At 72.7% G+C, this 11,964-nt stretch carries 10 protein-coding genes and 1 pseudogene; 4 read left to right on the forward strand and 7 right to left on the reverse strand.

Annotated elements, in window-relative coordinates; all coding sequences use genetic code 11:
* From AC2CJA_RS17665 to AC2CJA_RS17675, 3 genes and pseudogenes are all read right to left on the reverse strand, one after another.
* Positions 1 to 264 (reverse strand): annotated as a pseudogene (locus AC2CJA_RS17665) (glycosyltransferase); the annotation flags it as partial.
* An 8-nt stretch (positions 265 to 272) separates the two neighbouring features.
* The gene (locus tag AC2CJA_RS17670) at positions 273 to 1,088 is read right to left on the reverse strand and encodes a glycosyltransferase family 2 protein (protein ID WP_484603658.1); all 816 of its coding nucleotides are present in this window, start codon (positions 1,086 to 1,088) and stop codon (positions 273 to 275) included.
* A 41-nt stretch (positions 1,089 to 1,129) separates the two neighbouring features.
* Positions 1,130 to 2,338 (reverse strand): glycosyltransferase family 2 protein, encoded by a 1,209-nt coding sequence (locus tag AC2CJA_RS17675; protein ID WP_484603659.1) that lies wholly within the window; start codon positions 2,336 to 2,338, stop codon positions 1,130 to 1,132.
* Positions 2,339 to 2,791: 453 nt separating this feature from the next.
* On the opposite strand from AC2CJA_RS17675, the gene AC2CJA_RS17680 reads away from it, so the two are divergent.
* The 4 genes from AC2CJA_RS17680 to AC2CJA_RS17695 all read left to right on the forward strand — a co-directional run bounded on the left by AC2CJA_RS17680 (position 2,792) and on the right by AC2CJA_RS17695 (position 6,357).
* A complete protein-coding gene (locus tag AC2CJA_RS17680) occupies positions 2,792 to 3,463 on the forward strand; it encodes an ATP-binding cassette domain-containing protein (protein ID WP_484603660.1) in 672 nt (223 codons plus the stop codon).
* Positions 3,460 to 4,140, forward strand: a complete 681-nt coding sequence (locus AC2CJA_RS17685) for a hypothetical protein (protein ID WP_484603661.1) — start codon at positions 3,460 to 3,462, stop codon at positions 4,138 to 4,140. Before AC2CJA_RS17680 ends, AC2CJA_RS17685 begins: the two co-directional genes overlap by 4 nt.
* A gap of 535 nt (positions 4,141 to 4,675) precedes the next feature.
* Positions 4,676 to 5,530: a geranylgeranylglyceryl/heptaprenylglyceryl phosphate synthase gene (locus tag AC2CJA_RS17690; RefSeq protein ID WP_484603662.1), complete on the forward strand. Its 855-nt coding sequence runs from the start codon at positions 4,676 to 4,678 to the stop codon at positions 5,528 to 5,530.
* A complete protein-coding gene (locus AC2CJA_RS17695; protein WP_484603663.1) occupies positions 5,527 to 6,357 on the forward strand; it encodes a Moenomycin biosynthesis protein MoeN5 in 831 nt (276 codons plus the stop codon). Before AC2CJA_RS17690 ends, AC2CJA_RS17695 begins: the two co-directional genes overlap by 4 nt.
* A 56-nt stretch (positions 6,358 to 6,413) precedes the next feature.
* Here AC2CJA_RS17695 and AC2CJA_RS17700 read toward each other — a convergent pair whose 3' ends face one another.
* The 4 genes from AC2CJA_RS17700 to AC2CJA_RS17715 all read right to left on the reverse strand — a co-directional run.
* Complete coding sequence (locus AC2CJA_RS17700) at positions 6,414 to 8,006, reverse strand: carbamoyltransferase C-terminal domain-containing protein (RefSeq protein WP_484603664.1); 1,593 nt, start codon at positions 8,004 to 8,006, stop codon at positions 6,414 to 6,416.
* Positions 8,006 to 9,175: a hypothetical protein gene (locus AC2CJA_RS17705; protein WP_484603665.1), complete on the reverse strand. Its 1,170-nt coding sequence runs from the start codon at positions 9,173 to 9,175 to the stop codon at positions 8,006 to 8,008. Before AC2CJA_RS17705 ends, AC2CJA_RS17700 begins: the two co-directional genes overlap by 1 nt.
* Before the next feature lie 130 nt (positions 9,176 to 9,305).
* On the reverse strand, positions 9,306 to 10,814 hold the full coding sequence (locus AC2CJA_RS17710; protein ID WP_484603666.1) for a B12-binding domain-containing radical SAM protein: 1,509 nt from the start codon (positions 10,812 to 10,814) through the stop codon (positions 9,306 to 9,308).
* Positions 10,815 to 10,891: 77 nt separating this feature from the next.
* Positions 10,892 to 11,964: asparagine synthetase B family protein (locus tag AC2CJA_RS17715; RefSeq protein WP_484603667.1), on the reverse strand; the 1,073-nt coding region annotated here is incomplete at its 5' end.

Raw genomic sequence — 11,964 nt, forward strand, 5'->3', positions numbered from 1 at the left:
CCGGCGGGGCGCCCCCCCCCGGCGGCGGGGCCCCCCCCCGCCGCCGGCCGCGCCGGAAGACCGGACCTCGTCCCACGGTTTCGGCCCGCCTCCGGGCGGCGCGGGGGCCGCCGTCACCACGGTCACGGAGGCAGGCCGCACCGTCTGGGCGAGGAGGGCGCGCACCGTGCGCTCCCCGCCGCCGTCCGGGTCGGCCACCACCGCCGCGATCCGGGGCAGCGGCGCGTCCGCGTTCTCCGCCGGGGCGTCATCCACGTCGTCCACACCCGCCCCTAACCGAGGTCCACCCGGGTCAGGGTGAAGTCGATGTCGTTGGGCGGGGCGACCAGCAGCGGCAGCAGCTCCTCACGGGTGCGGGCCCGTCGCCGCCGCTCCTCCTGGGCGGTCATCGCCTCCGTGTACGCCCGGCGCTCCGCGGACCCGAACCCGGTTTCGGGCGCCTGGGTGAGCGATTTGGGCCAGATCCGGTACCGGTAGAGCACCTTGCGCACGCTGCGCAGCCGGTACAGGCGGGCCGCCCGGAGGTGGAAGTCGGTGTCGGCGCCCAGCCGCACGGTGCCGTCGAAGCCGCCGAGCGTCTCCAGCACCGTGCGCCGGACCACCGAGGACGGGTGCAGGAGCACGGTCGTCCGTCCCAGGCGCATCCACAGGTTGCCGTTGCGGGGCATGCGCCGCCGCCCCGTCGTGCGGCCGGCCTCGTCGATGTAGGAGTAGGCGCACCCGACCAGGTCGGCGTGGCCCTTCTCCAGGACGGCCAGTTGGTGGCGGAGCCGGCCCGGCAGGCTGATGTCGTCGGTGTCCTGGAAGGCCACGTAAGGGGTGTCCACCGACTCCAGGACCTTGTTCTTGATCCGCAGGTGCCCGACGTTCCGGGAGGTGCGCAGCACCGTCAGCCGCGGGTCGCCGGCGTACGGGCGGAGTTCGGGGACCCACGTCTGGCCGGGTGAGCAGTCGTCCACCACCGTCAGCCGGAGGTCCGGACGGTCCTGGGTGAGCACCGACGCGACGGCCGTACCCAGGTACGCCGCACAGTCGTAGTGGGGCAGGATGACGGTCACCGCCGCCTCGGCCGGACCGGCTGTCGCCATCGGGTCTCCTTTCGGGCCGCCCCGGGGGGCGACCTCGTGTGTCAGTGCCCGGCAGCCGTTCCCGCGGCGGGTTCCTCGGCGGCGGGGCTGCGGAAGTCCCCCTCGTCGCCCCACACCACATGACGCCGGGGCCGTCCCGCCGCACCACGCACCGCCAGGGAGCAGGCCACGCCGCAGAACCACGTGAAGTGCAGCGCCTTGACCAGCCAGCGCTGCACGCCGCGCACAGGACCGCGGCTGCCGTCCCAGGCCGCGAGCGGCCACAGGCCGTGGAAGAGGACCCGGGTCAGGTAGACCCGCGCGGTGGGCCAGGGATAGTCGGCGACGCAGGTCACATGGCTGTAGAGGGAGCGGCGCAGCCGCTGGAAGGTGTCGTGGGTGCGGCTGACGCGGTAGAAGCTGATCCGGGCCTCCGGCAGCACCTCCAGGTCGTGCAGCGGATCGGGCGCCTCGGCGTCGAGCAGCTCGAACACCACGTACCCGTCGTCGGTCAGGCGTCTGACCGGAATACCGGTGCCCAGCACGTTCGCCGCGACCACCAGACAGGCCGCCGCGGGGCAGGCCTTCGGCGGAGCGGTGACGCCCGAGACCCGGTCCATGACCTGCGAGGTGGCCGTCTCCCGGGCCAGCGCCACCGAGTGCGCTCCGACCGCGCCCCGTTCCCCGCGCTCCAGGAACCGGGAGACCAGCAGGGCGAGGCAGTGCGGAGCGATCTCGATGTCGTCGTCGGTCCAGAGCCAGCCCGAGTAGCCGAGGTCCTCGGAGAGCCGCAGGACCGTGCTCACCGTGCGCAGCTTCCCCGGCCCGGGAAGGGCCAGGCCGACCAGGGTGAGGGCCAGGTCCCCGGGAACCAGCCCGGACAGCCCGCGCAGCCTGCGCAGCGCCTCCTCGTCCTCGCCGGGGCCGTACTGCATGCCCACCCACACGGACAGGGGGAGGGACGGATGGGCCTGCCGCACCTCCGCCAGGGAGTCCAGCAGGTGGCGGAACGTCCGCTCGTGCGCCTTGGCCTCGCACCGCCCGACGTAGGTGGGCAGCAGCACCCCGAGGCCACCGGACGGCAGCGGGAAGGCCGCCCCGCCGGGCCGTACGCCGGTCACGCCGTCCTCGCGCACCTCGCCGCGGACGTCCGAGTCCAATCCCTCGCGCCCCACCAGGACGAACGGGGTGGGGCGGGCGGGCGGCGGCGCGAAACCGCGGGCCACGGCCCGTTGCCACCACACACGACGGTCCACGGTCCCCCCGCGCATCCACGTCCCCTTCGTCGTTCCGAGCGGAATTCCCTCTGGCCCTGACACGGGGTGCGGCCCACCGGCTCCCGCCCCGGCGGCGAACTCCGGAAGAGGCGAGTTGAACCCTGACACGGACAGCGCACACATGAGCGGTGAATGTGGCCGGGTCGGTACGCTAACCAGCCGCCGGGCGGACCTGCAAGAGTGGCTCCGGGCGCGGGAGACAGATGGCCGAAATGCGGGGGCCGGGAGCCCGCTCCCCGGCCGGCCGCCCCGTAGGATCCCCCGCGACCGGCTTGCGGGGGATCCGGGCTCCCGGGAGGTCGCGGTCCCGGCCGCCTGACGCCGCGTGTGGCAGGCTGAGTCCGCGAGCACAGACCGAGGCGGCGAACCCGGTCGAGTCATGAATCCCGACCAATGAGGCCGGCCATGCGTGCCGCTTGGCACGGTCGGCAGAAAGGTGGCAGCCCTATGGCCCATCCCGTCAGTGCCCGGGAGAGACTCCACGGCACGTCCGGGCCCGCCGACCGCAGGATTCTCCTGCAGGCGCGGGGCATCGTGAAGCGCTACAAACGCCGCCGCGTCCTGACCGGTGTGGACATCGTCGTGCGCGCGGGCGAGGTCGCCGCGATCGTCGGCAGCAACGGGGCGGGCAAATCCACCCTGCTCAAGATCTGCGCCGGCCTGATCTCCCCGGACAAGGGGCGGGTCACCGTCTCCGGCAGCCTCGGTTACTGCCCGCAGAACGCCGGCGTCATGGGTTTCCTGACCCCCGGGGAGCACTTCACCCTCTTCGGCACGGGCCGGGGCCTGAGCCGCGAGGAGTCCGACCGCCGCGGCCGGAAAATCGCGGAAGAGCTGGACTGGTCCCCGGCGAAGGGCGTCCTGGCCAAGGACCTGTCGGGCGGCACCCGCCAGAAGCTGAACGTCGTGCTGTCGGCTCTCGGCGGCCCCGACCTGCTGCTGCTCGACGAGCCCTACCAGGGGTTCGACCACGGTTCCTACGTGGACTTCTGGCGGAGCGTCTGGGCATGGCGCGAGGCCGGCAAGGCCGTCGTCGTGGTCACCCACATGCTCAACCAACTCGACCGGGTGGACCAGGTAGTGGATCTCACCCCCCGCAAGGACAGGGGCATCCGATGACAGCCACCCTGCGGATGGCGGAGATGACCTTCCGCGAACTGCTGCGCCGGCGAGGAGTGCTGGGTCTGCTGCTGCTGGTCCCGCTCGTCTTCTACCTCGGGCGCTACGACCAGACCGGGCAGGCCGTCCGCTTCGCCAGCCTCGGTGTGGGCTTCGCGGTCAGTGCCGCGGCCCTCTTCTCCGCGGTCGGCGGCCGGGAGACCGAACCGCTCCTGGCCCTCTCCGGGTTCCGCCCGCTCCAGCTCTTCGCGGGACGCCTGCTGGCCCTCCTCACCGCGGGCCTGGGCGTCAGCGCCCTCTACGCCGTGGTGGTCCTGGTCGGGCAGGACGTGCGGTACCCGCAGGCCGTCCTGGTGGAACTGGCCCTGACCACACTGGTCGCCGTGCCCCTGGGGCTGCTGCTCGGGGCTGCGGTGCCGAGGGACATGGAGGGCGCCCTGCTGCTGATCTCCGTCATCGGCGCCCAGATGGTGATGGACCCGGCCAAGGATTCGGCCAAGGTGCTGCCCTTCTGGTCGACCAGGGAGATCATCACCTACGCCGTCGACGGCGCCGGCGCCGGTTCGTTCGCCTCGGGGGTGGCCCACGCCGTCGGGGTGATGCTGCTGCTGGTCGTGGCGAGCGGATGCGTGACGGCGGGCAGGTTGCGGCGCCGACGTCATCTGCAATTCGCGTGAATGCGCTCCCGACCACTGGAAATGCCCCGTGCGCAAAGCGCCGGGGCATTTCCGCTCCGGTGACCGGCATTCATGACCACTGCACGAAATCTCCCTACCCCGTGGAAACGAACGCGTGTAGTATCGGTAACCGCCCTGCCGCCTGTTCTCGACGCGGCCCGGCGGACCCGCTGTCCGTCTCTCCAGCGGAAGGGGAGCACGTGAACGACGCCCTCGGTTCGTCCGCCGGTCGATCCACCGGGAGGGTTCGCCGAGGGGTTCCGGAGCGCCCCTCCACCGCCCCGGCCTCGGCGGATGCCACAACGGCGTGATGGTTCCCCGTACGGGCATGACGGAATACCGCGGGGCGGCGCGGGCGTCGGCACCCGCTCCGGCGTCGGCGGCGCCGCGCCGAACACTCGCGGACAGTCGGAGAACGCCCCGAGAACCAGAGCGCCCCGCACATCCGCCCGAACGCGCGACACCTCATCCGAACGCGTGACGCGGCCGGCACCCCGTCGCGCGACCCGCCCGGACGACAAGGGGGAAGACGCTGGTGAACGCCTTACCGCGGCTCGGCCACCACACCGAACTCCACGCCGCACCACCGCTCTGGCGACCGGGGCGCGTGCTCGCCCGGCTGCGCGACCACCGGCCGGGACCCGTCCACATCATCGACCCCTTCAAGGTCCCGGTGACGGAGGCGGCCGAGAAGGCGGCGGAGCTCACGCGGCTGGGTTTCGCCGCCGTCATCCTGGCCAGCACGGACTACGAGTCGTTCGAGTCTCACATGGAACCGTACGTGGCGGCGGTGAAGGCGGCCACGCCGCTGCCGGTCGTCCTGCACTTCCCGCCCCGTCCGGGAGCCGGGTTCCCGGTGGTCCGCGGCGCGGACGCGGTGCTGCTGCCCGCGCTGCTGGGCTCCGACGACGACTACTTCGTGTGGAAGAGTCTCCTGGAGACCCTGGCCGCCTGCCCCGGCCGGATACCCCGCGAGGAGTGGCCCGAGCTGATCCTCACCGCCGCCCTCACCTTCGGAGAGGACCGTCGTACCGGGGACCTGCTCGGCACCCTGCCGGTGAGCACCACGAGCACCGAGGAGATCGACCGGCACCTCCACGTCGCCCGCACCTTCGGCTTCCACCTGGTCTACCTGTACTCGCGCAACGATCACGTGCCGCCCGAGGTCGTACGGTACTTCCGCAAGGGGCTCGGACCCGAGCAGGTCCTCTTCGTGAGCGGCAACGTCCGCACCGGCCGGCAGGTCGCCGACTACCTCGACAGCGGGGCCGACCGCGTGGGGTTCGCCGGAGCGCTGGAACACCCGGACTGGCGGACCACCCTCGCCGAGATCGGCGGGGAGCACCGAGAGAACACCGCGGCCCCGGCCCGCCCGGGGAGCGGGCGGTGACGGCCGCTCCGGTCACGGCTCTGCCCGCCGACTACACGCGGTCCATGCTCGCCGCCGAGGCCGCCAACCGCGACCACGTCACCCGTTGCGTCGCCGAGACCGGGGGATCGCCGGATCTGGTGGCCCACACCGCCGCCCTCCGCCTGTACCTGCGGGTCCCCCACTTCCTCACCGAGTGGACGACCGACCCGGACCGGCGGGCCGCGGTCTCCCGCGCACTGGCCCTCGACATCGTCTCCATGAAGCTCCTCGACGACCTGATGGACGACGACACCGGCCTCGACCGGGTCGAACTCGCCTGTGTCTGCCTCCGCCTCCATCTGCGGGCCCTCCACGAACTGGCCTCCCTCGCGCGGAGGCCCAAGGCGGTGACGGACATCCTGGAGCGGGACGCCGTCCACCTCTGCGGCGGCCAGATAAGCACCAAACGCAGCCGGGCGACGAACCTCCAGGAGTGGCGCGCCCACGCGAGCACCTACGGCGCCGCCTTCCTGGGCCGCTACGGGGCACTCGCGGCCGTCTGCGGCGGCGACGACCAACCGGGCGACGCCGTGCGGGAGTTCGCGGAGGCCTTCGCCCTGACCATCACCATGGCCGACGACCTGACCGACTACGACCGCAACGGCGAGCGGGACGGCAACCTCGCTCATCTGATGCGGACCGGGGCGGTGGCCGGCCAGGACGTCATGGACCAACTGGAGGAACTGCGCGGACGGGCGCTGGCCGCCGTTCAGGTGCCGTCCGGCGCCCCCGGCCTGGTGCAGGTCGTCCACCTCTACACGGACGACGTACTGACCCGGCTCGTCCCCCGGCACCTGGGCGGATGAGCGGCGCCGGCCGGAGCCTTTCCGGCCGGCCGCCCGGCCCACCCCGGAGCTCGGTGTCAGCGTGCCGCGCCGCCCCGCACCATCAGGTCGTCGAACACGAAGAGGTCGACATCCGTGTGCGCGAAGTCGTCGAGCACGTCCCGGGCGGTGTGCGCGATGGGCCGGCCCGGTCCGTTGAGCGAGGTGTTGATCAGCGCGGGCACGCCGGTCAGTCCCTCGAACGCGTCGAGCAGACCGTACAGCCTGTCCTCGCCGGGGCCCAGGGTCTGGATCCGGCAGGTGCCGTTGACATGCCGGGCCTCGGGCGCGGTCCCGTCCGGCAGCCGGTACTCGAAGAGCATGTACGGCGACGGTGCCTGCCCCGGGTACAGCGCGGTGAACCGCTCGTCGCGCATCACGGCGCCCAGCGGCCGGTACCACTCGCGCTGCTTCAGCTTCTCGCTCATGCGCTCGCGCATGCCCGGCACCGAGGGAGAGCCCAGCAGCGACCGGTGCCCCAGCGCGCGCGGCCCCAGTTCCGCCGCCCCCTGCGTCAGCGCCACGACCCCGCCGGCGGCCAGCACCCCGGCGACCTCGGACCGGTCGTAGTCGACGGCCCGCAGCCCCGCACGCTCCACCGCGTCCAGGACCTCGGCGCGGCTGTTGCCCCCGCCGTTGCGGTAGACGTCGAAGGGCTCCGGCGTGACACCGGCCACCTGCGAGAGCGCGTAGAGGCCGGCTCCCGTCAGGTGCCCCGCGTCCCCGCAGGCGGGCGGGACGGCGATGTCCCGTCCGTACTCCGCCCGCAGCGCCGAGTTGGCCACGATGTTCAGGGCGCAGCCGCCGCCGAGGGCGATCGGGCCCACCCCGGCGTCCGTGCGCGTCACGTGCCGGTCGAGTACCTCCCGGACGGCCTCGGTGAACATCTCCTGGAACGTCGCCACCACATGCGAGGCCGTCTCGAACCCGGAGTCGAACTCGGGCCGGGCGGCCAGGTCCGCGCGCACCCGCTCGGCGAGTTCCCGGTCGTTCATCACGTTCGGGTCGACCGCCAGCAGCTGCTCGCGGATGCGGGCGTCGGGCTGCCCGTAGCCGCCCAGGGCCATCACCTTGCCGGCCACGCTGGGGCTCGGGCCGAAACCGAGGAGGTACCCGATCGCCGTCCACCCGAAGCCGTTGCCGTACCAGGGCAGAGGGTCCTTGCCGACCCACTTCAAGGTCCCGTCCGACACCCGGAACAGGGAGCTGCGGGTGAGCTGCCCGCGGCCCTCGTTGACGAGGACGACGGTGCCCTCCCCCCAGCCCGCGTAGTGGGCGGCCAGCGCCGCGTGGGAGACCTCATGGGTGACCACGACGCATTCCACCCGGCGCCCCAGCATCTCGCAGACGGTCCGGTGGTGGAGCGCGCCCGCCGACGTCCGCCCCAGTGCCCGGTCCATGTCGGGGATGCGCAGCAGCCCGCTGCGCACCGGCGTACTCACGGCCACCAGGTCGATGCCGCCGGTGTCCACGCACTCCTGCGCGAGCACGTGCCGCAGGGCGACATCGCAGCGGTGGTCGTGCTTGACCCGGGTGAGCCGCTCGGTCTCGACGGCGAAGACCAGTCGCCCGTCCTCGAAGTAGGCGACGCCGGTGTCGTGCCCGGCGGAGTGGAGCGAGAGTACCTTCATCAGCTCTCCTGACACGTGGACGAGGACGGTGAGGCCGCGGCGGACGACGGGGACGACGGTGTGAGCCTGCGGATGTCCGAGTACGGAGCCCACTCGATGCCGCGCAGCGGCCTGCCGCACAGCCCCCGCGCGTACAGCTCGATCCCGATGCCCGTGAACCACGCGAAGTACAGCCACTTGATGAACGCCTTCTTCGCGCCGTGGAGGACACCGCGGGAGGAGTCGAAACCGGTCAGGGGCCACATGCCGCCGAAGAGGACGTGGCCGAAGTAGTGACGGACCACGGGCAGCGGCCAGTCGGCGACGTCGACGAGGTGGTTGAGCAGCAGCCTGCGGATCCTGCGGCGGGTCTCACCGGCCGGCCCCGCCACGTAGTAGTGGCACCGGGCGTCCGGAACCAGCCGCAGGCGGGCCAGCGGGTCGGGCAGCGCGGGGTCGAGGAGACGGAAGCACACGTAGCCGTCGTCGGACACATATCGCCCCGGCAGCCCGCTGGCCACCACGTCGGCGGCCACCAGCAGGCAGCAGCCGTGCGGGTAGTTCGTCGCCGGCGCGGCGATCGCCTTGGCCCGGGACAGCAGCCGGGAAGTGGCGTACGCGTGGGCGTGCGCGATCTTGGTCGCGCCGACCGCGCCGCGACACCCCGCCGCCAGGAAGTCCCGCACCAGCCGGGACAGGCAACCCTCCTCCAGGGCCACGTCGTCGTCGGTCCACCCGACACCCGCACAGCCGAGGAGCCCGGCGACCGCGATCGCCCCGTTGAGGGTACGGGGCTTGCCAGGCCCGGGCAGCGAGAGACCGCATACCCGCAGGCCGGGCAGCCGGACGCGGGCGTCGGCCAGCAGTACTCGCAGGCGCCGCAGCGACTCCTCCTCCTCGCCCGCCGACGACCACTGCATGCCGACGAACAGCACCAGGGGCACCAGGGGATGGTCCCCGGCCACCGCGGCCGCCTGGTCCAGCAACGCGCCGAACCACTCCCGCTGCCGCGCCAGGCCGGTCCGGGCGACGTAGGTCGGCACGACCATCGCGATGCCCGGCTGTCCGGCGGGCGTGCGCAGCGCCGCCGCGGCCTCCTCGGCCCGCAGGGTCCCGTCCGCCGGCAGACCCGGCAGCACGTGCCGGACCGGGACCTCCCAGGACTCCGGGGGCCTGAAACCCCGGGCCATCGTGCTGCGCAGATGGTGCGTCAGGAGCCCCTCACCGGGCGGCCGGCGCCTGTGCCGTCCGAGCGGACGGTTGAGGGGGACCGGCGGTCCCGGACGGGCCGGCGGACGCGGGACGGCCGAGGCCGCGGGTTCAGAAGTCACGATCGGTGTTGGACGTGGACCGGTGCAGGCTGCGCAGGCCGTCCAGGGTGTTGCGCCACTGGCCGGTGACCACCATGTGCGACAGCAGCGGCCTGATCATCGAACGGCGCATGAAGAAGGACCGGTACGCCCGCTGGGCCCGCTCCTGCGCGTCCGGTACCAGGTACCCGATCCGGGTGTCGAACTCGCCCCGCACGAACCGGTCCCAGTAGTCGGACGGGATCCGGCCGGCGGCCACGGACTCCCTGTGCAGGGGGGTACCGGGCAGGGGCGTCGCGGTGTAGAAGCTGGCGTAGTCCAGCGGGAGCCGGCAGGCGAGGTCGACGGTCCTGCGGAACTGCTCCCGGGTCTCGCCCAGCCAGCCGACGATGAAGTACCCGAAACCCTTGATCCCGGCCTCGTGGGCGGAGGTGACCGCTTTCTCGATCTTCCCGATGTCGCTTTCCTTGCGCATCCGCTCGAGGATCTCGCTGTCGCCGTGCTCGATGCCGAACCGCAGGCGTACGCACCCGGCCCCGGCCATCGCCTCCAGCAGCGGCTCGGGCACCAGGTCGACGCGGGTGGGCGCCTCCCAGCGGACCTTGAGGCCCTGCTCCCCGATGAGTGCGCAGATCTCCCGCACCCGGCCGCGGTGCAGGGTGAACACGTCGTCGTAGAACATGATCTCCTTCACCCCCCACCGCTCCTTGAGCTCCGTCATCTCCCCGACGACGTCCTCGGGACTGCGGTACATGGACTTCTTGTCCACGGCCTGCTTGAAGCAGAAGCTGCACTTGAAGGGGCAGCCGCGGCTGGAGATCATCGTCGCGAACGGCCTCGGGGCCATGATGGAGTAGTAGCTGTCCATCGGGAGCCCGGAGCGTTCGGGCCAGCCGACCTCCTCCAGGTTCACCATGGGCGCGGCACCACCGTCGTGCTTGCGGGTCACCAGGCCGCGGATGCCCTCCGGCTCCTCGCCCCGCTCCATCGCCTCCGCCAGTTCCGGCATGATCGTGATGCCTTCGCCGACGCCGATGTAGTCGATGGAGTCGTGGACGAGGTTCTCGTGCGCGTACACCTCCGTGTGCGGCCCGCCCAGGATCACCTTGGCCCCGGTGCTCCTGGCCGCCTCGCACGCCTCGAGGGCACCGGGCAGGCCGGGTGTCGTGGTGCTCACCCCGACCAGGTCCGGTTCGAAGTCCGCGAGCAGTTTGCGCAGCCCCTCGCTGTCGAGGCCCAAGGCGGGGGTGTCGACCTGGATGACGTTGTGGAATCCGGCCGACTTCAGCGCGGTGTGGATGTAGCCCAGTCCGAGGTGCGGCAGTACACCGGCCCGCTTCTGGACCCGGGCTATCTGGCGGGTGTTCAGGCACAGGTCGTGGTGGCGCACGAGGGCGATGCGTAGTCTGCGCTTGCGCCAGAGGGGCAGTGCCGAACGGGCCGGGGCCGCGGCCGAGCAGCCGCCCGAAGCCGCCCCCGCGGCGGGACCTGTGCTGATCACGGGCAATGTCTTCCGCATACGGTGCGCTCCTTCTGGGCCCTGCGGCTGTGGTCGGGTGCGGTGTGCGGGTCTGACGGGTGCGCGGGTGCCCGGCCCTAGGACCGGTGGCCGGCACGCCGAGTGGCGAAGCCCTCCAGCTGCAGCAGGTAGAGCGCCAGGGGCTGGAGCCGGCTGACGCGCTGCGGTGCTCCGGGCCCCCGGCCGGCGGCCAGCAGCCGTTGCAGGAAGCGGTCGGGGCTGCGCCACCACCGCGGTTCCACCGCCACCGCGTGCGCGAGGAACCGCAGCAGGTACGCCAGCCGGTGCGCGACCAGCGGGGGCCCGTGCCGCTGGGGCACCGACGAGGCGAAACCCAGGTTCGCGTGCTCGGGGAAGGCCCGGTGCAGTGCCCGGTCGTGGAACGTCCCGCCGACCAGGAACCGGCGTGGCACCGCGGCGAGGTGGTCGAAGAGGGCGTGGTCGAGGTAGGGGGTGTGTGTCAGGAGGCGTCCGTCGCCCAGGGCGAACGGAGCCGCGGAGATGGAGCGCCGGGTCCGGTTCCAGAAGAAGAAGGAGCTGAGCGGGCAGGCGCTGTCCGCGTGCCGGGCCAGCTCGGCGACCAGACGCCGGCGGGCCGCCTGCCTGCTCCACAGCAGGCTGGTGCGCGGACCCAGCAGGTGCTCCACGTGCGGGCCGGTCCGACCCGCGTCCAGCAACCGGTCCGCCAGGCGGGGCAGGCCGACGGGATCGTAGGGGTGGGCCCGGATGAAGGCGACGCTCGGGTTCTGGGTCAGCTCCCCGCCGCCGAGACCGTCGTAGGAGACGCGGCTGTGGCGGTGCAGGTGAGCCAGGAGCGGCCGGGTCCACGCGCCGTCCAGGGTCGTCATGCCCTGCGCGGGCAACGCCGACAGCTCGGCGCGGAACTGCGCACGCGGACGCGGCACCACCGTGTGCGGCAGGCCCAGCCGGGCTGCGAGAACGGCCGCGACACGGGCGTCGGCCCCCGGATCGGGGGGGAACTTCGAACCGCTCACGCACCGTCGCGGCGGTGCTCCCAGGCGGCACAGTTCGAGCAGGATGTGCCGTGAGTCCCGGCCGCCGCTGAGCGGCAGGTCGTACGGCTCGGCGGGCGCCCGGCGAGCCACCGAGGCGCGGTACAGGTCGATGTAGCCGTCGACAGGCTGGTCCT

The organism is Streptomyces sp. ATLC9 (genome assembly GCF_057196705.1).

Coding starts and splice junctions, on each gene's coding strand:
- AC2CJA_RS17675 (WP_484603659.1), bottom strand. CDS start 2,338: ATGCGCGGGGGGACCGTGGACCGTCGTGTGTGGTGGCAACGGGCCGTG.
- AC2CJA_RS17705 (WP_484603665.1), bottom strand. CDS start 9,175: ATGGCCCGGGGTTTCAGGCCCCCGGAGTCCTGGGAGGTCCCGGTCCGG.
- AC2CJA_RS17670 (WP_484603658.1), bottom strand. CDS start 1,088: ATGGCGACAGCCGGTCCGGCCGAGGCGGCGGTGACCGTCATCCTGCCC.
- AC2CJA_RS17680 (WP_484603660.1), top strand. CDS start 2,792: ATGGCCCATCCCGTCAGTGCCCGGGAGAGACTCCACGGCACGTCCGGG.
- AC2CJA_RS17685 (WP_484603661.1), top strand. CDS start 3,460: ATGACAGCCACCCTGCGGATGGCGGAGATGACCTTCCGCGAACTGCTG.
- AC2CJA_RS17700 (WP_484603664.1), bottom strand. CDS start 8,006: ATGAAGGTACTCTCGCTCCACTCCGCCGGGCACGACACCGGCGTCGCC.
- AC2CJA_RS17710 (WP_484603666.1), bottom strand. CDS start 10,814: ATGCGGAAGACATTGCCCGTGATCAGCACAGGTCCCGCCGCGGGGGCG.